Origin of the sequence: Terrabacter sp. Soil811 (assembly GCF_001429655.1) — a bacterium.
GTDB lineage: Bacteria > Actinomycetota > Actinomycetes > Actinomycetales > Dermatophilaceae > Terrabacter.
On sequence record NZ_LMSX01000013.1, the window covers coordinates 67179 to 93659 of the forward strand.

The following is a 26481-nucleotide window of genomic DNA, read 5'->3' on the forward strand; positions in this document are numbered from 1 at the left end:
CGTCGTCCGGCTCCCCGGTCAGGGGGTGCGGATCCCGTTGACCATCGCGTCGATGATGCTCTCGACGGCGACCTCGTCGGCGGCCGCCTCGAAGCCGAGCGTGACGCGATGCCGCAGCACCCGGTGCGTCAGCGCCTTGACGTCGTCGGGGACGACGTGGTTGCGGCCGTCGACGAGGGCGCGGGCCCGCGCCGCACTCGTGAAGGAGATGCTCGCCCGCGGGCTCGCCCCGAAGTCGACGTAGCCGGCGAGGCGCGGCTCGATGTAGTCGCGCGGGTGCCGCGTGACGTAGCCGATGCCGACGACGTAGTTGACGATCGCCGGGTCGATGTAGACCCGGCCGACGAGCCCCTGCAGCCGCTTGACGTCGGCGACGGACACGACCGGCTCGGACGCCGTGAGGAAGATGCCGGAGTCGATGCGCCGCAGCACCTCGGCCTCCTCCGCCGGCGACGGGTAGTCGAGGACGTCCTTGAGCATGAAGCGGTCCATCTGCGCCTCGGGCAGCGGGTAGGTGCCCTCCTGCTCGATGGGGTTCTGGGTGGCGAGGACGAGGAACGGGTCGGGCAGCGCGTAGCTGCGGTCACCGATGGAGGTCTGGCGCTCCTGCATCGCCTCGAGCATCGCCGACTGCGTCTTGGCGCTGCTGCGGTTGATCTCGTCGAGGAGGACGAAGTTGGCGTGGACGGGACCGAGCTGGGTCTCGAACGTGCCGGAGTGCTGGTTGTAGACCTGCGTGCCGACGATGTCGCTCGGCAGCAGGTCCGGGGTGCACTGGATGCGGTGGAACGACCCGCCCACCGCCTGCGCGATCGTCTGCGCCGCGGTCGTCTTGGCCAGCCCGGGCACGCTCTCGAGGAGGACGTGGCCGCCGGTCATCAGGGCGATGAGCAGGGTCTCCTGCAGACGTGCCTGGCCGACCACCTTCGAGGCGAAGGCCGTCGAGATGGCCTCGATGGTCTCGGCGGCCCAGTGCAGCTCGTCGGGCGTGAGGTAACGCGTCGGTGCCGGTGCGGTGCGGTCGGGGGCGATGTCGATGCCGGCCACGGCGACGTCCTCGTCGGGGGCGTCGGGCGAGCCCGAGAGCTGGTCCGGCTCGTCGGGGACGGCGGCGTCGTCCGGTGCGGCCGGGCTCGGGAGCGTGACGGTGAAGCTCGTGCCGTCGACCTCCTCCGACGGGGCGACCTGACCCGTGTCGGGCTGCGCGCCCGGCTCGTCGAGCGCGTCGAGCGCGCCGGACCGTTCGTCGGCGACCGACTCCTCGGCGTTGACGTTGCCCACCATCGATTCCCCTTCTCGACGCGTACCGGCGGAGGGAGTCGCGCCGGCAGGGACACATCGTAAGCACGGCATGCTGTGCCGCGCCGGAGGTCCCGTCACCCCACAGACACGTCAGGGGCCTGGATCGCTGCGCTCAGGCGTCGATCCGCTCGCGGTCGACCTCGGCCGCGGACTCGATGATGAAGTCCTTGCGCGGTGCGACCTCGTTGCCCATGAGCAGCTCGAAGACGCGCTCGGCGGCCTCGAGGTCACGCATCGTCACCTTGCGCAGCGTGCGGTGACGCGGGTCCATCGTCGTGTCGGCGAGCTGGTCGGCGTCCATCTCGCCGAGACCCTTGTAACGCTGCATCGGCTGCTTGATCTTCTTGCCCGACTTCTCGAGGCGGGCCAGCGTGCGGCGCATCTCGGGCTCGTTGAAGGTGTAGATGAGCTCGTTCTTCTTGGCGCCCGCGTTGATGACCTCGAGCCGGTGCAGCGGCGGCATGGCGGCGTAGACGCGACCGGCGTCGACGAGCGGACGCATGTAGCGGAAGAAGAGCGTCAGCAGCAGCGTGCGGATGTGGGCGCCGTCGACGTCGGCGTCGGTCATGATGATGACCTTGCCGTAGCGCGCCGCGCCGAGGTCGAAGCTGCGACCCGAGCCGGCGCCGATCACCTGGATGATCGAGGCGCACTCGGCGTTCTTGAGCATGTCGGAGACCGACGCCTTCTGGACGTTGAGGATCTTGCCCCGGATCGGCAGCAGCGCCTGGAACTCGGAGTTGCGGGCCTCCTTGGCGGTGCCCATGGCCGAGTCACCCTCGACGATGAACAGCTCGGAGCGCTCGACGTCGGTGGTGCGGCAGTCGCGCAGCTTCGACGGCAGCGTCGAGCTCTCGAGGGCGTTCTTGCGCCGCTGGGTCTCCTTGTGCAGCCGCGCGCTGATGCGCGACTTCATCTCGGAGACGACCTTCTCGAGCAGCAGGGCCGCCTGCGCCTTGTCGCCGCGCTTGGTCGACGTGAGGCGGTCGGTCAGCTCCGTCTCGACGACCTTGGCCACGATGGCGCGCACGGCGTTGGTGCCGAGGACCTCTTTGGTCTGACCCTCGAACTGCGGCTCGGCCAGACGCACCGTGACGACGGCGGTCATGCCCGCGAGGATGTCGTCCTTCTCGGGCTTGTCGTTGCCGACCTTGAGGCGTCGGGCGTTGACCTCGAGCTGCTTGCGGAACACCTTGACGATGGACTGCTCGAAGCCGGTGACGTGGGTGCCGCCCTTGGGCGTGGTGATGATGTTGACGAAGGACTGGACCTTCGTGTCGTAGCCCTGACCCCAGCGCAGGGCGACCTCGACACCGCACTCGCGCTCGAGCTCGGTCGGGGTCATGTGGCCGTTGACGTCGAGGACCGGGACGGTCTCGGTGAACGTGCCAGAGCCCTCGAGGCGCCACACGTCGGTGATCGGGGTGTCGGGCGCGAGGTACTCGACGAAGTCGGTGATGCCGCCATCGTGCTGGAAGACCTCCTCGACGGTGCCCTCCTCGCCGGGCGTGCCCTTGAGGCGTCGCTCGTCGCGGATGACCAGGCGCAGGCCGGGGACGAGGAAGGAGGTCTGGCGGGCGCGTCCGAGGATGGCGTCGTAGTCGAGCTCGGCGTCCTTGAGGAAGATCTGCCGGTCGGGCCAGAAGCGCACACGCGAGCCGGTGACGCCCCGCTTGGCCTTGCCGACGACGGGCAGCGCGCTCTTCTTCTCGTAGGGCGTGAACTCCGAGTCGGGCGAGTGGATCGCCGTGCGGTCGGCGAACGTGCCGGGCTCGCCGCGCCGGAAGCTCATGCCGTACGTCTTGCTGCCGCGGTCGACCGCGACGTCGAGCCGCGCGGACAGGGCGTTGACGACGGAGGCGCCGACCCCGTGGAGACCACCCGTGGCGGCATACGACGCGCCACCGAACTTGCCACCCGCGTGCAGCTTGGTGAAGACGACCTCGACACCGGACAGGCCGGTGCGGGGCTCGATGTCGACGGGGATGCCGCGACCGTTGTCACGGACCTCGATGGACCCGTCGCCGCTGAGGATGACCTCGATGTCGGTGCACACGCCGGCCAGGGCCTCGTCGACCGCGTTGTCGATGATCTCCCAGAGGCAGTGCATGAGGCCGCGCTGGTCGGTCGAGCCGATGTACATGCCGGGGCGCTTGCGCACGGCCTCGAGGCCCTCGAGGACCTGGAGGTGGCGGGCGGTGTAGTCGCCGTTGCCGGAGGGAGCGGGTCGTGAGGCGGAGGCCACGGTGTGTCGTTCTCTTTCCGTCGGTGTGCGGCCAGCGGTCGGGCTGTGGAGGGCTGGCAGGGGAAGCCTAGCCACCGCCACCGACCGCCCTCGGGAGGCTCGCGGCTCCCCCGGGTGACGGACCTCACCGACGAGTCGGGCACCAGCCCCGGCAGCCCCGCGAGCCCCGTCGGGAGCGGCCTGCCAATCCGTATCTGGGCGGCGCGCCGAATCACTGACACGTAACGATGTTGCTCCGGCGGGCGTCTCACTGACCGAGCCTCACCATCGGGAAGGTTTCGACGTGATTCACTGTTGGAACGTCCACGAGGCGCGAGAGGTCCACCGGATGGACCGATCGGGCGTCGTAGGTACATGGCAGGGTTTCCCTCCGGGGGACCCCCGAGGGAGGAAAGAGGCGAAATACGATGACGACAGCACTGGCACCCGAACTGACTGCTGCTGACCGCTGCGACCGATGTGGGGCTCAGGCCTACATCCGCGCCCGCCTCGTTTCCGGCGGAGAGCTGCTCTTCTGCGCGCACCACGGACGGGAGCACCTCCCGGCGCTGAAGGACAAGGCTCTCGACATCCGCGACGAGACGGAACGACTCACCGAGGTCCCGGGATCTGCTCCCGTGGACGAACACTGAGTCCAGAGGCGATCTCCGGCCCGGCCCCTCCTGACCCCATCCTGATCCGCACGCCGCCGACGGCTGCCCCGTGATCACTGCGACGAACGTCCTCGTTCTGCTCGCGATGATCGTGGGCACCGTCGGCATCGTCGTCCCGGTGCTGCCGGGGCTGCTGCTGGTCTGGGGTGCGACGCTCGTGTGGGCGTTCGAACGTCAGGACGGGCCGGGTTGGCTCGTCTTCGGCATCGCGACCCTGTTGTATGCCGTGGGCCTCGTCGCGCAGTACCTCGTCCCCGGGCGACGGATGAAGACCGCGGGCGTCGACGGGGTCATCGTCGCGGTGGCGCTGGTCGTCGCCGTGGTGGGCTTCTTCGTCGTGCCCGTCGTGGGCGGACCCCTCGGGTTCGTCCTGACGATCTACGTCCTCGAGCTGGCCAAGCACCGGGGGCATGCACCGGCCTGGCACGCGACGACCCAGGCCATCCGCGCGGTGGCCCTCAACATCGGCATCGAGCTCGTCACGGCGTTCGCGATGATCGCGACGTGGGCTCTCGGCGTCTACGCCACGCGACCCTGACCCGCCCGCGAGGCTCTCGTCTGACACGGCCCGGAGATGTGAAGGACCCCGACGGTCTCCGTCGGGGTCCTGTCTGCGTCCGTGGAGGTGGGGGCCGGTCAGCGGCGCGTCACCACTGGTCGCGGCGGCGCTTCTCCCACCGCTCCTCGAGGCGCTCCATGAAGGTGCCCTGCTTGGCGGAGGCGGCCTTGGCCTTGCCGCCGGCCCGCGGCTTGGTGGTGCCGTCGCTGGCGACGGCTGCGAGCTTCGTCTTCGACGGGGTGATCGCGTAGACGATGCCTGCGACCATGATGGCGAAGCCGACCGCACCGAGCCAGATGCTGCTGCTCATCGCCGAGAAGACGACCAGGGCGAGACCGACGACCGCAGCCACCACTCCGGCGACGAGGCGTCCACGGCCGAGACCGCGCGACTTCGTCTTCTCAATCCGCGAGGCGAATCGAGGGTCTTCGGCGTAGAGGGCTTCCTCCATCTGCTGGAGGAGTGCTTCCTCGTGTTCCGAGAGTGCCACCTGGCACCTCCCTGGTGCGAAATCGACTGTGCCCGAATCGTATGTCGGAAACGGCCGACGCGGACTTCTTTCCCTCAGGATAGGTCGCGCCGAGCGCGTTGGGAACCCGAGGGTCGGTCGGGCATGAGTGACGCCGGACGCACCGACCCGGCTCCGAATCTGGCGCTCGCGCGGTCGACCGCGCGGTCGGCCTCACGCCACCCGTGCTCGGGCTCGTCGAGGGTGGCCTGGATGGGAGCGACGGCCGACGGGACGAGCCCCTCGAGGCGGACCCCGACGAGCCGGATGCGGGCGCGTTGGAGGCCGAGGCGGTCGTAGAGCTCGCGGGCCGTCGCGAAGATGTCGCGGGACACGTCGGTGTGGTGGCGCAGCGTCTTGGCGCGGGTGATCGTCGTGAAGTCGGCGAAGCGGACCTTGATCGACACGGTGCGCCCCGTCATGCCGGCGGACCGGGCCCGGGCCGCGGTGCGGTCGGCGAGGCGCAGCAACTCGCGGTGGATGCGGACGGGGTCGTCGATGTCGTGCGCGAAGGTCTCGTCGGCGCCGATCGACTTCTCGCGTCGCTCCGGCACGACGGACCGGGGGTCACGACCCCACGCGAGGTCGTGCAGGCTCCGGCCGGAGACGTCGCCGAGGGCACGCTGGAGGGTCTCGACGGGCGTGTGCGCGAGGTCGGCGACGGTGCGCAGGCCGAGGCGGTGCAGGTGCTCCTCGGTCTTGTCGCCGACGCCCCAGATCGCGCCGACGGGCAGCTGGTGCAGGAACGAGACGACCTCCTCGCGCGGCACGACGATGAGCCCGTCGGGCTTGGCGAGGTTGGAGGCGAGCTTGGCGACGAACTTCGTCGAGGCCACCCCCACGGAGCACGTGATGCCCTGCTCGTCGGCGATCGTGTCGCGCAGCTGCTCGGCGATCTGGGTCGGACGGCCCAGGCGGCGCACGGCCCCGGAGACGTCGAGGAAGGCCTCGTCGAGCGAGAGCGGCTCGACGCTGTCGGTGATCGTCGCGAAGGTCGCCATGACGGCCTCGGAGATGGCGGCGTAGCGGCGGTGGTCGGGCTCGATGATGACTGCCTGCGGGCACAGCCGCTGGGCCCTGGCCATCGGCATCGCCGAGGTGACCCCGAAGGCCCGCGCCTCGTAGGTGGCCGAGAGCACCACGGACCGCCCGCTCGCGCCGCCGATGATGACGGGTCTGCCCCGCAGCTCGGGCCGCGAGATGAGCGAGGCGGACGCGTAGAAGGCGTCCATGTCGACGTGCAGGACGGTGCAGCCGGTGTCGTCGGGTGGCTCGGAGCCGGCCCGGGTCGGCGCGGTGAACTGGCGGCGGCTCATCGTCGGCCCGTCGGACGGGTCGACGCGCTCACGAGGGCGCGGTCAGTCGCGGCGCGCGACGACGTGGAGGGCATTGCCGAGGGTCCGGAGGAACTCGCGCCCCGGACCGGTGACGAGCAGCTCGTCGAGCTCGGCCAGGGCGACGCGGTCGGCCTCGGAGTCGATGAGCGAGGCCGGGACGAGGTGGCCGAGGATGTTGGTGCCACGCACCCGCACGTCGGTGAAGCCGGCGTCGGCGAGGAGCGTCTCGAGCTGCTCGACGTCGAAGCGGCGCGGCAGCGGGTCGGTGCTCCCCCAGCGACCGGAGGGGTCGACGAGGGCCGCGCGGGCCTGGCCGAACTCACCCGCGATGGCCTTGGCGAAGACGACGGACAGTCGGCCGGAGACGAGCAGGGACAGGACGCCGCCGTCGCCCAGCGCCTGCGCGATGGCGTGGAGCGTCGCCGCGGGGTCGTCGACGAACTCGAGCGTGCCGTGGCAGCAGGCGAGGTCGACGTGGCGCCCGGCCAGGACGGAGCCGAGAGAGTCACCGTCGCCCTGGACCGCCGTGATGCGGTCGACGATGCCGGCCTCGCGGGCCCGGCGACCGAGCGAGGCGAGGGCGTCGGGGCTGGGGTCGACGACGGTGACGTGGTGACCGGCCTCGGCGAGCGGGACGGCGACGCCACCGGTGCCGCCACCGAGGTCGAGCACCTCGAGCGGCCGGCCGAGGCGCTGCGAGCACTCGTCGGCGAGGTGGCCCACGGCCGAGACGACGGCCGACGGCCGGACCCCTCCACGTCGCTGGGGGCGCTGCTCGTCGGGCACGGGATCCTCCGTCTGGGAACGTGGTACGCGTGGTGCCGCGTGTGGTTCGTGTGCGTCATCACCCTAGTGCCCCGAGCTTCCCGGACTCGCGTGCCACAGCTTGCGTGGCGGGCCGCCCACCGTCTCGGTGGGCACGAGCCCGCTCGTGCCGCGCGGTCCCCGGACGTCGTCGCCCGCCGGCCTGATGTCGGCGTACGGCGACTGCTTGAACCCCGAGGCGTGGACGAGCACCCGCCGGCCGTCCGGCCCCTCGCCGACGCCGGACCGTGCCCCGTCGGGTCCGGCGAACGCGGTGGCGCGCTCCCACGCCGACCGGTCGGCGGCCTCGAGCGCGTCGCGGACGGCGGTGATGCCCCCGGACGTCCACGCGTCCTGCAGGCCCGAGAGCTCCCACGCGCCGGTGGCCCGGATCGAGACGCCGCGTGGACCGGTGCGCCGCACGACCCCCCGACAGAGCAGCAGCCACGAGTGGAAGACGGTGGCGGCATACGGGCCCTGGACGTCCTCGAAGAAGGTGAGGTCAGCCGGGCCGGTGGCGTCGTCGAGCGTGAGGAAGACGACGCGGCGCCCGGTGCGGATCGGCGGGGTCTGGGTGGCGACCTTGACCCCGGCGACGAGGACCTCGCGGCCGCTGCGCCCGGAGAGCAGGTCGCGCGCCCGGGTCACGCCGAGCGCGTCGAGCAGCGGGCCGTAGAAGTCGACGACGTGACCGCTCGCGTCGAGGCCGAGCACCTCGAGCTCGGCCCGGACCCGCTCCGGGCCGGTCATCTCCGGCAGGCCGCTCGTCGCGGAGAGCCGCGGCGTGTCGCCGAGGTCGAGCGTCAGCTGGGTCGCGATCTGCTCGGGCGCCCTGGCGGAGCCCTGCGACTGGGCGGCGGCGAGGGCCCGGATGTCTCCCGTGGCGGAGACGGACGTGACGCGACCCCGTGAGGAGCCCGGTCCCGACGACCGGCTCGCGGCCGAGACCCGATGGGAGGAGCGGCGTGACGACCGCTGCGAGGAGGACCAGCGGTCGAGCTCGGCGACGTGGAGCAGCAGGTCGCGCCGGGTGACCCGGCCACGACGGCCGAGGCCGCCCCGCGCCCGGCCCACGACCCCGGACCCGCTCTCGTCGAGACGGGACGGACCACCGAGGTCGATGTCGTGCAACGAGTCGAATCCCCCTGCGAGCACGAGCTTCTCGGCGACGGGCCGCGACACGTGGGCACGCTGCCAGAAGTCGGAGAGGCTGGAGTAGGGCTGTCCGGCGACGATCTGCGCGACCTCGGCCTCGCTGATGCCGTGGACGTCGGCGAGCGACAGCCGGATGGCTTCGCCGCCGTCGTCGGTGCGTTCGAAGCGGTAGGCGCCGGTCGAGACGTTGACGTCGAGCCCGAGGATCGCGATGCCGAAGGTGCGGGCGTCGTCGAGGATGAGGCGCTTGGGGTACATCCCGGGGTCGTGGGTGAGCACCCCTGCGAGAAAGGCTGCCGGGTGGTGCGTCTTGAGCCAGGCCGACTGGTAGGTGGGCAGCGCGAAGGCCGCGGCGTGCGCCTTGCAGAACCCGAACGAGGCGAACGCCTTGAGGACCTCCCAGATCTTGTCGGCGACCTCGGGCGCGTAGCCGCGGTCGCGGGCCGCGGGTCGCCACCACGCCTCGATCCGCTTCTGCCCGTCGGGCGTGCCGAGCGTGCGGCGCACCTCGTCGGCCTGGGCGAGGGTCACCCCGGTGGTCTCGGCGACGATCATGAGCACCTGCTCGTGGAAGACGACGACGCCCTCGGTCTCCTCGAGCGCGGGGACGAGCGACGGGTGGAGGTAGGACGGGTCCTTCCACCCCTGCCTCGCGTTGAGGAACGGGATGATCATGTCGCTCTTGACCGGGCCGGGCCGGAAGAGCGAGATGTCGATGATGAGGTCGTCGAAGGTGCGCGGCCCGAACTTGCCGATGAGCTCGCGTTGTCCGGGGCTCTCGATCTGGAAGCAGCCGAGGGTCTTCGTCGAGCGGACGAGCTCGAAGGTCGGCTCGTCGTCGAAGGGCACCTGCGACTCGTCGTCGAGGTCGACGTGGTCGCCGTCGACGCGTTCGACCTCCTCGATCGCGTGCGCCATCGCGGACTGCATCCGGATGCCGAGGACGTCGAGCTTGAGCAGCCCCATCTCCTCGACGTCGTCCTTGTCGAACTGGCTCATCGGGAAGCCGAGCCAGCTCGCCTCGACGGGGGTGCGGTCGAGCAGGACGGAGTCGGACAGCACGACCCCGCACGGGTGCAGCGCGATGTGCCGGGGCAGGCCGTCGAGGCGCTCGACGATGTCGAACATCAGCTGCAGGCGCGGCACGTCGAGGCCGCTCGCCCGGAGCTCGGGCAGCTCGGCCAGGGCGTTGCGGACGTTGCGGGCGGCGATGTGCGGGAAGGCCTTGGCCATGGCGTCGACCTCGGGCGGCGGGAGCCCGAGCGCGGCCCCGGCGTCGCGGATCGCGTGGCGCACCCGGTAGGTGTCCATCATCGAGACGCACGTGACCCGGTCGCCGCCGAAGTGGTCGAGGATGCGCTCGTAGATCTCGGTGCGCCGGGCCGACTCGACGTCGATGTCGATGTCGGGCAGCTCGGCCCGCAGCGGCGAGCAGAAGCGCTCCATGAGCAGCCCGTGCCGCATCGGGTCGACGCCGGAGATGCCGAGGAGGTAGTTGACGAGCGACCCGGCCCCGGACCCGCGGGCGGCGACCCGCACGCCCATCTCGCGGATGAGGTCGCAGACCTGGGCGACGGTGAGGAAGTACGTCGCGTAGCCGAGCGTCTCGATGACGCCGAGCTCGTCCTCGAGACGGTCGCTGACGGCGACGAGCTCGCTCTCGGTGCGGCCGGGGTAGCGGGTCGGGATGGACTCGCGGCACCGTCGCGCGAGGACGCGGTGCGGGTTGGTGCCGGGCCGGATGCCGAGGACACCCGGCTCGGGCAGGTGGACCGAGCCGATGCCGAGGTCGGCCCGTGGGTCCTGGACGCACTCGGCGGCGAGCGCCGTCGTGCGGGCGAGCAGCTCGCGGGCCTGCTCGCGGGCCAGCGACCCGCCGCCGACGAGCCCCGGGCCGGAGACCTGGACGACGTCGAGGGCGAGCGCGTGCATGAGGGGCGTCGGCGAGAGGTGCCCGGCCGTCGTGACGCGGTCGAGGTGGCGCGCGTCGAGCGCGACGAGCCGCCGGGCGGCGTCGAGGACGTCGACGATGGCGGCGTCCTGCGGGTCGGCGTGGCGCACCGCGGCCGTGATGATGCTCGGCACGCCGACCTCGCGGGCGAGCGCGAGCATGCGTCCGGCCTGGCCGAGGCTGCCGGGCTGGTGCTCGGGCCCGCCGTGGCACACGACCTCGACGACGACGGCGCCCCGCGGCAGCAGCGCGACCCAGCGCTCGAGCGCCGCCCGGGCGTGGTCGCGTCGCTTGGCGAGCACCGCACGACCGACGTCGGAGTCGGGCCCGAGGAGCACGACGAGCGGGGACGGCCCACCGTCCGCCCCCGATGGCGTAGGCCGTCCGCCTCGTCCGTCGGGTCGACCCCGGCCCTCGGGCCGGCCGGGCCCGTCGTCCTCCGCTGCGGACGGGACGGGCGGGGCGGGCAGCAGGCGCGCGTGCTCGGCGACGAGGGCCGCGGACGTGACCGGGTTGCCGCGCTCGCCGTGCAGGTGGGTCGCGGTGACGAGGCGACAGAGCGCCGCCCACCCGGCACCCGGGGCGAGGCCGGTGCTGCTGCCCCGGGCCAGCACCGTGACCCGCGGGAGCCGCGGGTCGACGAGGGCGCCGCCACGGACCGGGGTGCGCACGGGACGGCTGCGCTGGCGCTCGGGGCGCTCGGGGCCGAGGGCGAGATCGACGCCGAGGACCGGCGCGACGTCGTGCTCCATGCAGGAGCGGACGAACTTCACGGCGCCGTAGAGCCCGTCGCGGTCGGTCAGGGCGAGCGCCGGCTGCCCGAACGCCGCGGCACGCTCGACGAGCTGGTGCGGCTTGGCCGTGCCGTAGCGCATGGAGTAGCCGGACGCGACGTGCAGGTGCACGAAGCTCTCGGTGCTGCCGGCCGCGCTGCTCGTGCGGCCGCTGGTGATGGTGGTGGTCATGCCGGTCGTCACCCGCTCGCCCGGCTCCTCGAGACCGGGGTGATCGACTGCGGCAGCGGGATCGTCGCAGGGACACCGAGGAGGTCCTGGACGATCTCGAGGAACATCTCGGCCTGGCGCAGCAGGTCGTCGGACTCGCGTGCGCTGATGTGACCGCCGCGGTCGATGACCGACCGGTGCGCCGAGCAGGCGGCGAAGAAGGCGGCCCACTCCCCCAGCTCCGGGGCCACCCCGGGCAGCACCTGCCACACGCTGCGCGGTCGCGAACGTGGCGACGGCACGGTGCGGGCGGCGACGAGGGCCGCGGCGGCGCGCAGGGCTCCGAGGTGGGCGTCGCGATAGCGCTCGGACGCGTCGCTCGTGCGGCACGCGGTCTCGAGGGTGGTCCGGCCCCGCTCGAGCAGGTCGAGCACGGCGACCGAGATGGGTGGGCGGCGCAGGTCGTGGGCGGTGGTCATGGTGGTTCCTCTCCTCTCTCGTCTCATGGGCTCAGTCGGCGACCCGGACGAGCGACCAGTGGTCGCCGCGCGGGGACTCGTCGTGGGCGAGGTCGTAGACCCCGGGCGTGAACGACCATCCCGGGCTCGCCTCGACGCGCCAGACGTGCTGCTCGCTCGCCGCGGCGACGAGCGTCTCGCCGGGACGGACCTGCGCCTCGTCGGCCTCGAGCGCGTCGTGCCACCAGGCCCGCCGCTCGCGCCACTGGGCGAGGACGCCACGGACGACGTAGAGGCGCCCGCGCCAGATGAACGCCTCGGGCGGCGCCTCGAGGGACCCGGCCTCGGAACCCGAGGGTCCCGACGACCCGGAGTCCCGTGAGGACCTCGAGGACCCGGGCGGACGGGTCGACCTTCCGACCGGACCACCGGAGCGGCCCACGACGGACTGCTCCTGCTGCTCCCGCTCGCGCACTCTCACCTGCACGGCATCACTGAACCTGCGCACCACGACACGTCTCCCTCGGACACGTCGAGGCCGGACATCACGACCCAGACCACCCGCGCCCCACACGAGCGGTCCGACACCAACCGACGACTTGAACTGACAACTGACTGAAACTGACTGAAACTGACTGACTCGGACACCGGCTCGGACCTCACCTCCCGGGCACCTCACCCGAAGAGACGACGTTCGAACACCTGTTCGATACTCGAAGCCTAACCCCTGGCGCCGACAGCCTGTCAAGACGGTCCGCGGGTCACGTCCACGCGATCCCGGGCCGCCGCAGCCGACCTCTCCGCACGCGTCCGTTTCGCCCCGCTCCGGACCGATCTGAGTACCCGTGCTCAGGTCCGTGCGGCGTCCCCGGCGACAGAGTGATGGCGCGGGTTCGGTCCGCGAACGGAGGGGCGCAGGGGTCCTGTCCGCTCACGGATCGGGCCCGTTCCGCTGCCCCCTCCCGCCGCCTGCAGCGCGCCCCGTTGCGCCACCCCCGGGAATACGGGAGCGTCAGGGACGTTGGACCTGGGCTCGGCCGACCGGTCGGGCCACAGCCGCACCGGCGCACCGCGACCGGCGCACGACCGAAGGGGTGTCGTGGGCGCCGAGCTCATCCCCATGGCCTTCACCACCGGGTGGGGCAGCGGCATCAACGCGTACGCCGTCGTGCTCGTCCTCGGTCTGGCCGACAAGATCTTCAACCTGAGCCAGATCCCGAACGCCCTGGCTCGCACCGACGTGCTCATCGGGGCGGGCGTCCTCTTCGTCGTCGAGATGCTCGCCGACAAGATCCCCTACGTCGACTCCGCCTGGGACTCCGTGCACACCGTCGTCAGACCGGCCGTGGGGGCGACGATCGGCTACCTCATCGGCCACGACACGGCGAGCCTCGACGCCGCCGTGGGCGCGGCGACCGGTGGTGTCACGGCCCTCATCTCGCACGGGATCAAGGCCGGGCTGCGCGCTGCCGTCAACACCTCCCCCGAGCCGGCGAGCAACGTCCTCGTCAGCACCACCGAGGACGTGACCGTCACGGGCGTCACCGCCCTCGCCATCGCGCACCCGTGGTGGGCCGCGGCCATCGCCCTGCTCTTCCTCGTGCTCGGCGCGTTCCTCGTCTACAAGCTGGCCGCACGCATCCGCCGCTACAAGCGCCGCTACGACGCGTGGGGCGAACGCGTCGGCATCGCCGTGCCCTCCGAGCGCCGGGAGCGCCGGGAGCGCCGGGAGCGCCGGGAGCGCCGGGAGCGCCGCGGGACCGCTGCGCCACCGCCGCCGTCGGCCCGGGCCGACGAGCGTCTCGAGCGACCCTTCGACCAGGAGACCTGACCGCCCGGCCCGGTGAGCGCCGGCCACCCCCGGACCTGGGCCCCCACAGGTCCGCAGACCTCTCACAGGACCTCCCCACCCTGACGAGGGTGGGGACACAGGGCTGTTGCCGACGGTGGACACAGCTGGCACGAGGCCAGCCCATCGAAGGAGTGGAACGCATGAAGAACAAGACCATCGCGCTGGCAGGCGCCGGCATCGTGGCCGCGTCGGCGCTCGCGCTCGGCGGGGCCGCCCTCGCGAGCGCGGACGAGACGGGTGCCACCGGCACCGCCACCAGCTACGGCCAGCTCGGCGAGGGCCCCCAGGCCAACGGCAACACCAACGGCAACACCGACCCGAGCAAGCCGATGCGCTCCGACGAGACGCTGCTCACTGGCGACGTCGCCGCCAAGGTGACGGCGGCCGCCAAGGCCAAGGAGCCGACCGCGACGATCGAGCGCGTCGAGACCGACTCGGACGGCGTCTACGAGGCGCACATGGTGCGCACCGACGGCACCCACATCACGGTGCAGGTCGACGCGTCCTTCGCCGTGACGGCCGTCCAGGAGGGCGGACCTGGCGGGTCGGGCGGACCCGGCGGCCGTGGCGGTGACCACGACGGCGACGGCCCCCAGGGCCAGTCGGGCCAGCAGGGCGAGGCCCCGGCCTCCCCCAACGGCACCGCCACCCCGTCGAGCACCACCTGACCGACCCGGTCCACGCACCGGACGGCCGGCCCTTCCCTGGGGGCCGGTCGTCCTCGTGTCGTCGGGCTGGCCGCACCTGCCGCCGGTGGGCCCCTCGTCCTCCGAGTCTCCGCGCCGGTCAGAGGTTGCCGAAGACCTCGAGCGTCGCCGACGACCGGTTCATCGTGATGAAGTGGATCCCGGGAGCACCCTCGTCGAGCAGGCGGCGCGACGACTCCGTGGCGATCGCCATGCCCTCGGCCCGGACCCCGGCGGCGTCGTCGCCGTGCCGCTCGAGACGGTCGGTGACCGCCGTCGGCATCGGCTGCCCCGCGAGCTGCGCCATGCGCACCACCTGACGGGCGTTGGTGATCGGCATGATCGCCGGGACGACGGGCAGACGCGACCCGCGCCGGGCGAGCTCGTCGCGCAGCCGGAGGTAGTGGTCGACGTCGAAGACCATCTGGGTGATGGCGAACTCGGCGCCGGCGCGCTCCTTGCGGATCAGGGTCTCTGCGTCCTCGCTGATGTCGCCCGACTCGGGGTGGCCGTCGGGGAAGGCCGCGACACCGACGGTGAAGTCGCCGAGCCCCCGGACCAGCGCGACGAGCTCGTCGGCATGGTCGAGGCCCTCGGGGTGCGCCACCCACGGCTGGCCGAGGCCGCCCTGGGGGTCACCGCGCAGGGCCAGGATGTTGCGGACCCCCGCGGCGGCATACGACCCGACGATGCCGCGCAGCTCGGCGACGGAGTGCCCGACGCACGTCAGGTGCGCCATGGGCGTCAGCGAGGTCGCCTCGAGGACGCGCTGGGTGAGCCGGACGGTGCGGTCGCGGGTGCCGCCGCCGGCGCCGTAGGTGATCGAGACGAAGCTCGGCGACACCTTCTCGAGGCGTCGGATGGCGTCCCAGAGCTGCGCCTCGGACGCGTCGTCCTTGGGCGGGAAGAACTCGAAGCTGTACGTCGGGGTGTCGGCCTCGATCATCGCCGGGATGGACCGCGTGAACCGCTCCGCCCGCGCCATCGAGGATGCCGTGCCGTGTGCCATGCCGCACACCATAAGCCGCGCGCGTCCGCGGTGTCCGGGCTGTTCACGGGCCCACCCGCGCGCCGCGTAGGCTGACCCCGATTCCCGCGACTCGATGGAGGACCCCGTGCAGACCCCCACCGACCTCGACGTGCTGCGCCGTCGGGTGCAGCAGGCGATCGACGGGCAGATCGCCGGGGCCACGCAGTCGCTGGCCGCGATCGGCGAGGAGACAGCCCCGCTCGTCGCGGCCGTGTCCGGCCTGCTGACCGGCGGCAAGGGTCTGCGCGCCGGCTTCCTCTACTGGGGCTACCGCGCCGCAGGTGGCGCCGACTCCGACGCGCTCGTGCGCCTGGCCGCGAGCATGGAGTTCTTCCAGGGCGCCGCCCTGCTCCACGACGACGTCATGGACCGCAGCGACACGCGACGGGGTATGCCATCCGCGCACCGTGCCGTCGCCTCGCTGCACCAGGCGCGTGGCTGGGCGGGTGACGCCGACCGCTTCGGCGAGGGCACCGCGATCCTCGCGGGCGACCTGTGCCTCACGTGGTGCGACGAGCTCTACGCGACGTGCGGCCTGCCCGCCGACGAGCTGGCCCGCGGCCGTCAGCTCTTCGACTCGATGCGCACGCAGCTCATGGGCGGCCAGTTCCTCGACCTGCTCGAGTCCGCCCGCGGCTGGGACGGGCTCGACCTCGACGCCCGGGTCGCCTCGGCGCGCAAGGTGATCCGCTTCAAGAGCGCGAAGTACACCATCGAGCACCCGCTGCTCATCGGGGCGCTCGTCGGCGGCGCGCCGGACGGGTCGCTCGCCCCCCTGTCGGACTACGGGCTCGCCCTCGGGGAGGCGTTCCAGCTGCGCGACGACCTGCTCGGCGTCTTCGGCGACCCCGAGGCCACCGGCAAGCCCGCGGGTGACGACCTGCGCGAGGGCAAGCGCACCGTGCTCGTGGCCCACGCCCTCGACGCGGCGTCCGACACCGACCGTGACACGGTCGAGAGCCTCCTCGGGCGCGACGACCTCGAGCTTGCCGGCGTCGAGGCGATCCGCAGGGTGCTGCTCGACACCGGGGCGGTCGACCGGGTCGAGAGCCTCATCGCGACCCTGGCCGACGAGGCCTGCCGCGCCGTCGACCGGGCCCGGGCGACGGGCTCCTACGACACGTCGGCGCTCGACGTCCTCGAGGCGCTCGTCGCGGTCTCGACGGCCCGCCGGTCCTGACGACCCGGCCGGACGGCATACGCCCTCGGCCCGTCAGGACGCGTCAGGACGCGCCAGGACGCATCAGTACGCGTCAGAAGGCGAGCTCCTGCGCCCGGCGCCGGATCTCGGTCTTGTGACCGGCCAGCATGGCGTCGATGGGAGCGCCCTCGACGGGCAGCGTCTCGTCGGGGGTGTGCAGCCACTCGATGATCTCGTCGTCGTCCATGCCACCGTCGGCGAGCACGGTGAAGGTCCCGCGCAGCTCGGGCCGCGGGCCGGTCTCGTCGAAGAACTTCGCCGGGATCGCGACGACGCGCCGCTCACCGATGCGGGCAGCGAGCACCTCGCGGTCGGCGATGAGCTGGCGCACCTGCGACAGCTGGAGACCGAACCGCTCGGCGGCGTCGGGAACGGTCAGCCACTCCCCGACGAGCGACTCGAGGTCACGGGTGGTGGGCACGTCGGGCTGCTGCTCAGGGGTCTCGCTCACAGGACGAGAGTCTGCCACCGTCCCGACCGGTCCGCGCACACCGCCGACCGAGGCGTGCTGGAGCAGACCGGGACGAATTACACGGGTGTATTTATACTTTAGTGCTCAATTATGCGCTATCGTCACAGGCGCCACTCCGCTCACAAGCGTCACACAGCACCTCACAACACCGCAGCAGCATCACAACACCCTCCAGTACCTCACCGAACCCCTTCCGAACGCCCCTCCACGCTTCTCGAACTCAGCTCGGGCTCCAGGAAAGGACTCCACCCCATGCCCTTCGCCGACGTCGCCGCGCTCGCGCTACCCGCACACGCCGCCGTGGCCCCCGTGGCCGCCACCCCGTGGAAGACCGTCACGGTCCGCCCGGGTGACACGATCTGGCACCTCGCCCTCGCCAACCACACGACCGTCCAGGCGATCGTCGAGAAGAACCGGCTCACCGCACGCGGATCGGTGATCCACCCGGGGCAGAAGCTCCTCGTGCCCGGTCGCCCCTCGGCGACCCCGGCCCGGTCCGCCGCGTCGACGGCGGCCACCGTCCGCCCCGCGAGCACGACCGCCACCGTCATCCACGTCGTGCGCGCGGGCGAGACGATGAGCGGGATCGCCAAGCGCTACGGGGTCTCGCTGACCAAGCTCCTCGCCACGAACCGGCTCCCCAACGCAGGACTCATCTTCGTCGGGCAGCGGATCAGCGTGCCGGGTGCGAAGGCGCCGGCCACCCCGACGCCGTCGGCGCCCAAGCCCTCCACCCCGACGCCCTCGAAGCCGGCGACGGGACCGACGACCCCGAGCGGTGCCGGCACGATCTACGTCGTCAAGGCGGGCGACAGCATGAGCGTCATCGCACAGCGCTACGGCGTCTCGCTGACCAAGCTGCTCGCGGCCAACAAGCTGGCCGACGCGGGCCGCATCTACGTGGGCCAGAAGATCGTCATCCCCGGCACCGTCTCGGCCCCCGCGCCCACGACACCGGCCCCCGCCCCGGCCCCCGCGCCGGGCTACCAGTACCCCAGCAAGACCGCGCAGGCCGTCGCCGAGAGCAAGGCGAAGCTCGCGGCCATGGACGTGCCCAGCCGCACCGACACCGCCGCGATGATCCGGGCGACCGCGACCCGCCAGGGCGTCGACCCGAAGCTCGCTCTCGCCATCGGCTACCTCGAGTCCGGGTGGTACCAGCGCGCCGTCTCCTACACCAACGCCGTCGGCGTCATGCAGCTCATGCCGGTGGCCCAGACGTGGGCCTCGCAGCTCGCGGGCCGGACGCTCGACCGTTACGACACGCAGGACAACATCACCGGAGGCGTCCTCATCATCCGCGCCCTGCAGGCCAGCGCGGACTCGCGCGAGCAGGCCATCGCCGGCTACTACCAAGGCCTCTACTCGGTCCGCACCAAGGGCATGTACGAGGACACGAAGCGCTACGTGGCCAACGTCATGGCCGTCTACGACCGCCTCTGACGGGGTGCCGCTCCGCGTCCCGAGCCGCCCGACGGGGAGGTCGCCGGACGGCCCCTCGGGCGCGGAGCGCAGGCGGAGGTCTCGCGGTGCGCCTGACCGGCGCGCCCATCGGGGCGGGCAGCGCGCCCGCACCGCGAGACCCCGCCGCGGCTGGCCTGCACGGGATGCGCAGACCCAGCCCGTAAACTGCGGGGCGTGACGTCCAGCGTGGCGGACGCCCTCGTCGGTCGGGTGATCGACGGCCGGTACCGCATCCTCTCCCACCTCGCAGACGGAGGCATGGCCTCTGTCTACGTGGCGCTGGACGGACGGCTCGACCGGGAGGTGGCGCTCAAGATCATGCGCCCCGGCCTCGCCACCGACGACGTCTTCGTCGAGCGCTTCCGCGCCGAGGCCCGGTCCGCGGCCCGCCTGAGCCACCCCAACGTCGTGGCCGTCTTCGACCAGGGCGAGGACGACGGCGAGGTCTTCCTCGCCATGGAGCTCGTCGAGGGCAAGACCCTGCGTGACGTCATCCACGAGGAGGCGCCCCTCACGGCACGTGAGGCGCTCGCCATCCTCGAGCCCATCCTCCTGGCGCTCAGGGCGGCCCACGTGGCCGGCATGATCCACCGCGACGTCAAGCCCGAGAACGTCATCGTGCGACGCGACGGCGAGGTCAAGGTCGCCGACTTCGGCCTCGCGCGCGCCATCACCAACCAGGCCGCGACGAGCCAGACTGGCGTCCTGCTCGGCACGGTCTCCTACCTCTCCCCCGAGCAGGTCGAGCGCGGAGTCGCCGACACCCGCAGCGACGTGTATGCCGCCGGTCTGCTCCTCTTCGAGATGCTCACCGGGCGCAAGGCCGTCACCGGCGGCACTCCGATCCAGATCGCGTACAACCACGTCCACGGATCGATCGTCACGCCGAGCTCGGTCGTCCCCGGTGTCCCCGCCGAGCTCGACCAGCTCGTCGCCCGCGCGACGGCACTCGAGCCCGAGGACCGCTTCGAGTCGGCCGCCGCGTTCGTCGCTGCGCTGCGAGGGGTGCGCCGCGGCCTCACGGCCGACGAGCTCGACCGACGTGGCAACGCGGTCGCCACCGACCCCGCCACCACCTCGGTGCTGCCGTCCGTCTCGTCGACGACGCACCTGCCCGCCCCGGCTCGGCCGGAGCGGGCCGACCTGCCGAGCTCCCCCGAGCGCCACCGCACCCGACCCAACGAGGTCGGACGCGCGGCCCTCGCCGGGATGCCCGTCCACGACGACGGTCCCGCCCTCGAGCACACGGCAGCCATGCCGATCGACCGACGGGCCGGCCGCCGACGACGGTGGCCGCTCTGGCTCGCTGCCGTCCTCGTCGTCGGCGGTGTCGCGTTCGGAGGCTGGTGGTTCACGGCCGGACCGGGAGGCTCGACCGTCGTGCCGGCCGTCGTCGGCCAGCCGGTCGCTCAGGCCGAGGGCGCGATCGAACAGGCCGCCCTGACGGTCGAGACCGTCGAGGAGTTCTCCGAGGGCAGGGCCAAGGGCGTCGTGCTCCGCGTCGAGCCCGGCGCGGGGAGCGAGCTCGGCAAGGAGTCGACCGTCCGTCTCGTCGTCTCCAAGGGCAAGGAGCGGTATGCCGTCCCGAAGCTCGTCGGCGCCCGGCTCGGCGACGTCGGGGCGACCCTGTCACCCCTGACGCTCCGGCTCGGCGACCGCTCCGAGGAGTGGAGCGAGACGGTGGCCAAGGGAGTCGTCATCTCCCAAAACCCCGCACCCGGCGAGTCCGTCAAGCGCAGCACCTCGGTGTCCGTCGTCGTCTCGAAGGGGCGCGAGCCGATCGAGGTGCCCACGGTCACCGGCGCACCGTTCGACGCGGCCTCGGCAGCCATCACGAGGGCCGGGCTCACGGTGCAGCGCGGCGAGGACGTCAACAGCGACGCCGTGCCCGCCGGCCAGGTCGTCTCACAGTCACCCGACAAGGGCACGCTGCACCGTGGCGACGCCGTCACGGTCGTCGTGTCGAAGGGGCCGGTGCTGGTGCCCGTGCCCAACGTCGTCGACCAGCAGGACACCCCCGCCGAGAAGACGTTGACCGACCTCGGCTTCAAGGTCGACAAGCAGTACCCCTTCGGTGAGCTCTTCGAGAAGAAGGTCCGAGCCCAGGACCCCGCAGCGGGCACGCCCGTGCCCAAGGGCACGACGATCCACCTGACGATCGTCTGAGGCCGTCCGTGACACCTGCGGCGCGCACGCGCCTGGCCACCCTGCTCCTCGTCGCCCTCACCGCCGTGTGGGGCTCGACGTTCTTCCTCATCCGCGATCTGGTCGAGACCGTCCCGCCCGTCGACTTCCTCGCGGTGCGTTTCAGCCTGTCCGCAGTCATCATGCTTCTCGTGTTCTGGCGGCCGGTGCGGGCCCTGAGCCGTCGTCAGGTCCTCGTGGGAGTCGGTCTCGGCGCCCTCTACGGTCTGGCCCAGATCTTCCAGACGCAGGGCCTCGCGACGACACCGGCCTCCGTGTCGGGCTTCATCACCGGCACCTACGTCGTGCTCACCCCGGTCTTCACCGCCGTCCTGCTGCGCGAGCGCGTGGCCGGATCCACTTGGGCGGCAGTCGGGCTCGCGACCTTGGGCCTGGCCCTGCTCTCGCTCAACGGCTTCTCCGTCGGGGTCGGCGAGGCCCTCACCCTGCTCGCCGCCGCTCTCTACGCCCTGCACATCGTCGGCCTCGGCCGCTACAGCGCCTCCGAGATCGCGACCGGTCTGTCCGTCGTGCAGATGGTCGTCATCGCCGTGCTCTGCGTCGTCGGCGCCCTGCCCGGTGGCGTCGTCCTGCCGAGCGGGCCGGGCCAGTGGGCGTCGGTGCTCTACATGGTCGTCTTCGCCAGCATCCTGGCCCTGTGGGTCCAGACGTGGGCGCAGGCGCACATGCCGGCCACGCGGGCGGCCATCGTCATGACGCTCGAGCCGGTCTTCGCGGCGTTCTTCGCCGTGACCCTGGGCGACGAGACCGCGACGCTGCGGATGGTCATCGGCGGCGCGCTCGTGCTCACCGCGATGTACGCCGTCGAGCTCCTCGCGCGGCGGCGCCCGGGCGAGCTGCCCAGCGAGGCCCTCCACCACGAGGTCTGAGACCACCCACCCTCCCCACCGAACGCGGCGTTCGGTGGCGAAAGCGCTCTTCTACCAGTGAGTTCGGCACCGAACGCGGCGTTCGGTGCGGGGAGGCGTGCGTCCGGGTCAGGCGGCCTCGGGCGCCGCGCGCAGCAGGCCGGTGAGGACGTCGATCGCGACGTCGGTGCCGGCGTCGTCGACGTCGAGGTGCCAGACGAGACGCACGGCACCCGGCCCCACGGCATACGTCCTCACGCCGGCGGCGAGGGCTGCGTCGATGAAGGCGGCGGAGGTCCAGCCGACCGCGGCCACCTCGACGATGACGATGTTGGTCTCGACCGTGGCCAGGTCGACGGCGCCGGGTGCGGCCTCCGCCATCGCCTCGGCGGCTCGTCGCGCCCGGGCGTGGTCGTCGGCCAGGCGCTCGACGTTGTGGTCGAGCGCGAAAAGGCCTGCGGCAGCGAGGATCCCGGCCTGTCTCATGCCTCCGCCGAAGCGCTTGCGCCAGATGCGCGACTCGGCCATGGCATCGGCCGAGCCCACGAGCACGCTGCCGACCGGAGCGCCGAGACCCTTGCTCAGACAGATCGAGACGGTGTCGAACTCACGGCCGTAGTCACCGACCGGCACTCCGGAGGCGACGTGCGCGTTGAAGAGCCGCGCCCCGTCGAGGTGCATGGCGACCCCGCGCTGACGCGTGACCTCACGCGCCCGGCGGATCTCGTCGAGCGACTGCACGGTGCCGCCGCCGAAGTTGTGGGTGTTCTCGACGATCACGAGCGACGTGCAGACCTGGTACGGCCCGACACCGGTGATCATGAGGGACGCGGCGTCGTCGGCGCGGAAGCGACCGCGCTCGGAGACCCAGGTGCGCGACGAGATGCCCGAGAGCACCGCGGCGGCACCGAGCTCGGCCCGCACGACGTGGGCGAGCGAGTCGCCGATGAGCTCCTCGCCCGGTTTGACGTGCAGCCGCACGCCGAGCTGGTTGGCCATCGAGCCCGAGGGCGTGAAGAGCGCGGCCTCGTGCCCGAGCATCCCGGCGACGCGCTCCTCGAGGGCGCGCAGCGTCGGGTCCTCGCCGAAGACGTCGTCGCCGACCTCCGCACGCGCCATGGCATCGCGCATGGCCTCGGAGGGCCGGGTCAGTGTGTCGCTGAGCAGGTCTGCCCGGAAGGGACTCGTCGCCGCCACCGCTCAGGCCTGGCCGAGCATCTCGGCGACGAGGAACGCGAGCTCCAGTGACTGCTGGTGGTTCAGGCGCGGGTCGCACACGGACTCGTAGCGCTTCTCGAGGTCGGAGTCGATGATCTTCTCCGCGCCGCCGAGGCACTCGGTGACGTCGTTGCCGGTGAGCTCGACGTGGATGCCGCCGGGGATCGTGCCGAGGGACTGGTGCACCTCGAAGAAGCCGCGCACCTCCTCGACGATGTCCTCGAAGTCACGTGTCTTGTAGCCGGACGGGCTCTCGAAGGTGTTGCCGTGCATCGGGTCGCAGATCCACGTCACGGTGGCACCCGACGCCGTCACCTTGTCGACGAGAGCCGGCAGGGCGTCGCGGATCGTGCCCGCGCCCATGCGGGTGATGAAGGTCAGGCGGCCCGGCGTGCGGTTCGGGTCGACCGTGTCGATGAGGCGCAGCACCTCGTCGATGTCGGCCTTGGGCCCGAGCTTGACGCCGATGGGGTTGCTGATGCGCGAGACGAAGTCGACGTGGGCGCCGTCGAGCTGTCGGGTGCGCTCGCCGACCCAGACGAAGTGGCCGGACGTGTCGTAGAGACGCCCCGAGCGCGAGTCGATGCGCGTCAGGGGCCGCTCGTAGTCGAGCAGCAGCGCCTCGTGGGCGGCGTAGAACTCGACGGTGCGCATGGCGTCGAAGTCGGCACCACAGGCCCACATGAAGCGCATCGCCTTGTCGATGTCCTTGGCGATCTTCTCGTAGCGCTGGTTGGCCGAGTTGGCGACGAAACCACGGTTCCAGTCGTGGACGTGCCGCAGGTCGGCGAATCCACCGGTCGTGAAAGCGCGCACGAGGTTGAGGGTCGCCGAGCTCGCGTGGTAGGCCCGGACGAGGCGCTGCGGGTCGGGGATGCGGGCGGTCTCGTGGAACGCGAAGTCGTTGACCATGTCGCCGCGGAAGGCAGGCAGGGTCACGCCCTCGCGGGTCTCGACGGTCGAGCTGCGCGGCTTGGCGTACTGTCCGGCCATGCGCCCGATCTTGATGACGGGCACCGATGCGCCGTAGGTCAGCACCGCGGCCATCTGGAGGATCGTCTTGATGCGGTCGCGGATGTTGTCGGCCGTCGCGGAGGCGAAGGTCTCGGCGCAGTCGCCACCCTGGAGCACGAAGGCCTCACCCACGGCGGCCTTGGCCATCCGGTCGGTGAGGATGTCGCACTCGCCCGCGAAGACGAGCGGAGGATACGAGGCGAGGGTCTCGATCACCTCGGCCAGGGCAGCCGTGTCGGGCCAGGCAGGCTGCTGCTGGGCCTCGAGCTCGGTGGCCGCGGCCGTGAGGGCGGCGAGGGCCTCGGACCCGTCAACGGGTTCGAGGCCGGCATCGGCGGTGGCGGTCCTCGTGTTCACCCCGCCAGCGTAGACGTCGCACGGGGGTGCCCCCGCCCGGGTCCGCATCCCGAAACCTTCGAGCGCCGCGGTCGCTCCACCGAGGACGTATGCCGTCCGGGCGGCGGAGCCGGGTCAGCCCGGGTCGATGCGGTCACGTCGGGTCGGCGAGGTCGAGACCGCGCTCCATCGCGAAGCGGACGAGCTCGACGCGGTTGTGCATCTGGAGCTTGCCGAAGATGTTCTGCACGTGGTTCTGCACGGTGCGGTGCGAGAGGAACAGTGTCGACGCGATCTCCTTGTAGCCCATGCCCGTCGCGACGTACTTGAGGATCTCGGTCTCGCGGTCGGTCAGCTCGGGGACGGGTCGCTCCGGGGTGCCTCCACCCGCGGCCTTGACCCGCCGGAACTCGCCGAGGACGAGGCCGGCGAGGCCGGCGGTGAAGACCGGCTCCCCCGCGGCCGTGGCCCGCACCGCGGCGAGGAACTCCTCACGTCCGGCCGACTTCACGAGGTAGCCGAGCGCGCCGGCCTTGACCGCGTCGAGGACGTCCTGGTGGTCGCCGCTCGCCGAGAGGATGAGGATGCGGGTCGGCACCTGGGCCGCGGCGAGGGCGGCGCAGACCTGGGCGCCGGACAGGCCCGGGAGGTTGAGGTCGAGGACGAGGACGTCCGGCACCGTGGCCCGGGTCCTCGCAACCGCCGACCGGCCGTCGTCCGCGGTCGCGAGGACCTCGAAGCCGGCGTCGGCGAGGTCACGGGCGACGGCGTCGCGCCACATCGGGTGGTCGTCGGCGACGACGACCCGGATGTGCTCGGGCGGCGTGCTGCTCCCCTGCTGCGGCATGGCGTCCTCCTGCTCCGTCACGGTGCTCCTTGTCCCCGGGTGCGGACCTGCGGCCCGCGTTCGGTCGTCGCGGGCGTCCGGCGACCATGGTGCCGGTTGGTCAGACGTGTCGTCCGGCGATTGGGGATCCGCAGCTCGACGGTCGTCCCACCGGCGGACCCGGACGTGATGGTCGCGGTGCCGCCGAGGTCGGCGAGGCGGCCGAGGATGCTCGACGAGACACCGAGACGGCCCTGCCCGACGGCCTCCTCGAGCCGACCCTCCGGAACGCCTCGACCGGAGTCGCGGATCGTCACGGCGATCTCGTCGCCGTCGTCGTCGAGCAGCACCCAGGCCCGCGCGTCGTCGCCGGCATGCTGGCGGACGTTGTCGAGGGCGGCCTCGACGGCGGCGACGACCTCGTCGGCGACCCTTCGTGGCAGGAGCACGGCGTCGGCGGGCGAGACGAGCTGGACACTGTCGCCCTCGACGTGGCGCAGCAGGGTGCGCAGGTCGGCGTCACCGCTGACGGCACGGCCCACCTCGGCGAGGTCGGTCTGGCTCACGAGCGTGCGCAGGATCCGCTCCTGCTCACCGGCCATCGCACCGAGCCGCGCCGTCTCCCCGCCGATGTCGCTCGCGCGCCGGTTGATGAAGGCGAGCGTCTGGAGGACGCCGTCGTGCACGGTCCGGGCGAGCCGGTCGCGCTCGGCGCGGGCGGCGTCGAGCCGCATGGCCTCGGCGAGCGCCGCGTGGCTCGACCGGGCGAGGTCGACGCAGTAGCCGATGCAGCCACCGAGCAGGAGCCCGAAGATCGAGTTGGTGATGGTGTTGGGCGTCGGCTCAACCACCTCGACGAAGGAGCACGCCGCGACGAGCGAGGCGGCCGCGAGACCACCGCGCCAGCCGCGCAGCACCGCGAACCCGATGACGGCTGCGGTGGGCCAGATCGAGGGGATGGTCTTGGCCCCGGCAGTGATGACGTCGGGGTCGTCGACGAGCCGGGTCGCGAGGATCGCGGAGCAGCCGATGGCGAGCTCGATGGTGTAGGCGCGGACCGTGCGCACCGGTCGCAACGTGACCGCGAGCGTCCAGCCGGCGAGGACCCCGAGGATGGCGACCGCCCCGACGAGGTGCGCGATCTGCTCGTGCCGCTCCCAGACCGACCACACGGCATACGCGAGGGCGAGGCAGCGGAAGACGTCGATGCCGCGCCAGAGCCCGCGAACGATGGCGTGCTCGTCGTCGAGCACCGCCACCGTCGGCGCCGAGACGGCGGCGGGGAGCTCGTCGTCGGACAGCGGCGCCGGAGCCGGGATCAGGTCGGTGTCAGGGCCGCCCGGCACATCGCCTGGCTCGCCGTCGGGCACACGGTCGTGCTCCGGGCCCGCGCCGTGCCGCGTGCGAGCCATG

The 26481-nt window shown here is 72.1% G+C and carries 22 protein-coding genes; 8 read left to right on the forward strand and 14 right to left on the reverse strand.

Features of this window, described 5'->3' with window-relative positions; genetic code table 11:
- Window positions 1-18: 18 nt before the first annotated feature.
- Both ASH01_RS21365 and ASH01_RS21370 read right to left on the reverse strand, forming a co-directional pair.
- On the reverse strand, window positions 19-1032 hold the full coding sequence (locus ASH01_RS21365; protein WP_369793483.1) for an AAA family ATPase: 1014 nt from the start codon (window positions 1030-1032) through the stop codon (window positions 19-21).
- Window positions 1033-1414: 382 nt separating this feature from the next.
- A complete protein-coding gene (locus ASH01_RS21370; protein WP_056781050.1) occupies window positions 1415-3547 on the reverse strand; it encodes a DNA gyrase/topoisomerase IV subunit B in 2133 nt (710 codons plus the stop codon).
- A 407-nt stretch (window positions 3548-3954) separates the two neighbouring features.
- On the opposite strand from ASH01_RS21370, the gene ASH01_RS22750 reads away from it, so the two are divergent.
- Window positions 3955-4179, forward strand: coding sequence for a DUF7455 domain-containing protein (locus ASH01_RS22750; protein WP_028785799.1), 225 nt, complete (start codon window positions 3955-3957; stop codon window positions 4177-4179).
- Between the two features lie 70 nt (window positions 4180-4249).
- On the forward strand, window positions 4250-4738 hold the full coding sequence (locus ASH01_RS21375) for a DUF456 domain-containing protein (RefSeq protein ID WP_056781053.1): 489 nt from the start codon (window positions 4250-4252) through the stop codon (window positions 4736-4738).
- Window positions 4739-4847: 109 nt separating this feature from the next.
- On the opposite strand, the gene ASH01_RS21380 is transcribed toward ASH01_RS21375, so the two are convergent.
- From ASH01_RS21380 to ASH01_RS21405, 6 genes are all read right to left on the reverse strand, one after another.
- Window positions 4848-5249, reverse strand: a complete 402-nt coding sequence (locus tag ASH01_RS21380) for a DUF3040 domain-containing protein (RefSeq protein WP_082620078.1) — start codon at window positions 5247-5249, stop codon at window positions 4848-4850.
- A gap of 74 nt (window positions 5250-5323) precedes the next feature.
- Window positions 5324-6583 (reverse strand): DNA polymerase IV, encoded by a 1260-nt coding sequence (gene dinB, locus ASH01_RS21385; protein WP_056781059.1) that lies wholly within the window; start codon window positions 6581-6583, stop codon window positions 5324-5326.
- Between the two features lie 42 nt (window positions 6584-6625).
- The gene (locus ASH01_RS21390; protein WP_020145492.1) at window positions 6626-7390 is read right to left on the reverse strand and encodes a class I SAM-dependent methyltransferase; all 765 of its coding nucleotides are present in this window, start codon (window positions 7388-7390) and stop codon (window positions 6626-6628) included.
- 63 nt (window positions 7391-7453) lie between these two features.
- Window positions 7454-11479: a DNA polymerase III subunit alpha gene (locus ASH01_RS21395; RefSeq protein WP_056781270.1), complete on the reverse strand. Its 4026-nt coding sequence runs from the start codon at window positions 11477-11479 to the stop codon at window positions 7454-7456.
- Between the two features lie 8 nt (window positions 11480-11487).
- Complete coding sequence (locus tag ASH01_RS21400; RefSeq protein ID WP_056781063.1) at window positions 11488-11937, reverse strand: SAV_6107 family HEPN domain-containing protein; 450 nt, start codon at window positions 11935-11937, stop codon at window positions 11488-11490.
- Window positions 11938-11968: 31 nt separating this feature from the next.
- Entirely contained in the window at window positions 11969-12403 is a 435-nt protein-coding gene (locus ASH01_RS21405; protein WP_235509691.1) for a DUF6504 family protein, read from the reverse strand.
- 612 nt (window positions 12404-13015) lie between these two features.
- Between ASH01_RS21405 and ASH01_RS21410 the strand changes: the two genes are divergently transcribed.
- Complete coding sequence (locus ASH01_RS21410) at window positions 13016-13747, forward strand: DUF4126 domain-containing protein (protein WP_056781065.1); 732 nt, start codon at window positions 13016-13018, stop codon at window positions 13745-13747.
- A gap of 161 nt (window positions 13748-13908) precedes the next feature.
- Window positions 13909-14436 (forward strand): hypothetical protein, encoded by a 528-nt coding sequence (locus ASH01_RS21415; protein WP_056781067.1) that lies wholly within the window; start codon window positions 13909-13911, stop codon window positions 14434-14436.
- A 118-nt stretch (window positions 14437-14554) separates the two neighbouring features.
- Here ASH01_RS21415 and ASH01_RS21420 read toward each other — a convergent pair whose 3' ends face one another.
- Window positions 14555-15463 (reverse strand): methylenetetrahydrofolate reductase, encoded by a 909-nt coding sequence (locus tag ASH01_RS21420; protein WP_056781276.1) that lies wholly within the window; start codon window positions 15461-15463, stop codon window positions 14555-14557.
- 94 nt (window positions 15464-15557) lie between these two features.
- Between ASH01_RS21420 and ASH01_RS21425 the strand changes: the two genes are divergently transcribed.
- On the forward strand, window positions 15558-16664 hold the full coding sequence (locus tag ASH01_RS21425; RefSeq protein WP_056781069.1) for a polyprenyl synthetase family protein: 1107 nt from the start codon (window positions 15558-15560) through the stop codon (window positions 16662-16664).
- A 73-nt stretch (window positions 16665-16737) separates the two neighbouring features.
- Here ASH01_RS21425 and ASH01_RS21430 read toward each other — a convergent pair whose 3' ends face one another.
- The gene (locus ASH01_RS21430; protein ID WP_056781073.1) at window positions 16738-17136 is read right to left on the reverse strand and encodes an Rv2175c family DNA-binding protein; all 399 of its coding nucleotides are present in this window, start codon (window positions 17134-17136) and stop codon (window positions 16738-16740) included.
- A gap of 273 nt (window positions 17137-17409) precedes the next feature.
- On the opposite strand from ASH01_RS21430, the gene ASH01_RS21435 reads away from it, so the two are divergent.
- The 3 genes from ASH01_RS21435 (at window position 17410) to ASH01_RS21445 (ending at window position 21695) form a co-directional block, all read left to right on the forward strand.
- Window positions 17410-18600: a lytic transglycosylase domain-containing protein gene (locus ASH01_RS21435; protein ID WP_056781075.1), complete on the forward strand. Its 1191-nt coding sequence runs from the start codon at window positions 17410-17412 to the stop codon at window positions 18598-18600.
- Between the two features lie 195 nt (window positions 18601-18795).
- Entirely contained in the window at window positions 18796-20787 is a 1992-nt protein-coding gene (gene pknB / locus ASH01_RS21440) for a Stk1 family PASTA domain-containing Ser/Thr kinase (protein WP_235509692.1), read from the forward strand.
- 8 nt (window positions 20788-20795) lie between these two features.
- Window positions 20796-21695 carry a DMT family transporter gene (locus ASH01_RS21445; RefSeq protein WP_056781080.1) on the forward strand — a complete coding sequence of 300 codons (900 nt, stop codon included), beginning with the start codon at window positions 20796-20798 and terminating at the stop codon, window positions 21693-21695.
- A 108-nt stretch (window positions 21696-21803) separates the two neighbouring features.
- Here the strand turns inward: ASH01_RS21445 and ASH01_RS21450 are convergent, their stop codons facing one another.
- The 4 genes from ASH01_RS21450 to macS form a co-directional block, all read right to left on the reverse strand.
- Window positions 21804-22871, reverse strand: coding sequence for a threonine aldolase family protein (locus ASH01_RS21450; protein WP_082620081.1), 1068 nt, complete (start codon window positions 22869-22871; stop codon window positions 21804-21806).
- Between the two features lie 3 nt (window positions 22872-22874).
- The gene (locus tag ASH01_RS21455) at window positions 22875-24311 is read right to left on the reverse strand and encodes a class II 3-deoxy-7-phosphoheptulonate synthase (RefSeq protein ID WP_056781083.1); all 1437 of its coding nucleotides are present in this window, start codon (window positions 24309-24311) and stop codon (window positions 22875-22877) included.
- A gap of 85 nt (window positions 24312-24396) precedes the next feature.
- Window positions 24397-25110: a response regulator transcription factor gene (locus ASH01_RS21460; protein ID WP_235508626.1), complete on the reverse strand. Its 714-nt coding sequence runs from the start codon at window positions 25108-25110 to the stop codon at window positions 24397-24399.
- Window positions 25107-26480, reverse strand: a complete 1374-nt coding sequence (gene macS, locus ASH01_RS21465; protein ID WP_056781086.1) for a MacS family sensor histidine kinase — start codon at window positions 26478-26480, stop codon at window positions 25107-25109. The genes ASH01_RS21460 and macS overlap by 4 nt, the downstream gene beginning before the upstream one ends.
- Window position 26481: the final 1 nt, after the last annotated feature.

Excerpts from the sequence above, each read along its gene's own strand:
- ASH01_RS22750 (WP_028785799.1), top strand. The coding sequence starts at position 3,955 with ATGACGACAGCACTGGCACCCGAACTGACTGCTGCTGACCGCTGCGAC.
- dinB (WP_056781059.1), bottom strand. The coding sequence starts at position 6,583 with ATGAGCCGCCGCCAGTTCACCGCGCCGACCCGGGCCGGCTCCGAGCCA.
- ASH01_RS21395 (WP_056781270.1), bottom strand. The coding sequence starts at position 11,479 with ATGACCACCACCATCACCAGCGGCCGCACGAGCAGCGCGGCCGGCAGC.
- ASH01_RS21400 (WP_056781063.1), bottom strand. The coding sequence starts at position 11,937 with ATGACCACCGCCCACGACCTGCGCCGCCCACCCATCTCGGTCGCCGTG.
- ASH01_RS21415 (WP_056781067.1), top strand. The coding sequence starts at position 13,909 with ATGAAGAACAAGACCATCGCGCTGGCAGGCGCCGGCATCGTGGCCGCG.
- ASH01_RS21420 (WP_056781276.1), bottom strand. The coding sequence starts at position 15,463 with ATGGCACACGGCACGGCATCCTCGATGGCGCGGGCGGAGCGGTTCACG.
- ASH01_RS21425 (WP_056781069.1), top strand. The coding sequence starts at position 15,558 with ATGGAGGACCCCGTGCAGACCCCCACCGACCTCGACGTGCTGCGCCGT.
- ASH01_RS21435 (WP_056781075.1), top strand. The coding sequence starts at position 17,410 with ATGCCCTTCGCCGACGTCGCCGCGCTCGCGCTACCCGCACACGCCGCC.
- ASH01_RS21455 (WP_056781083.1), bottom strand. The coding sequence starts at position 24,311 with ATGCGGACCCGGGCGGGGGCACCCCCGTGCGACGTCTACGCTGGCGGG.
- macS (WP_056781086.1), bottom strand. The coding sequence starts at position 26,480 with ATGGCTCGCACGCGGCACGGCGCGGGCCCGGAGCACGACCGTGTGCCC.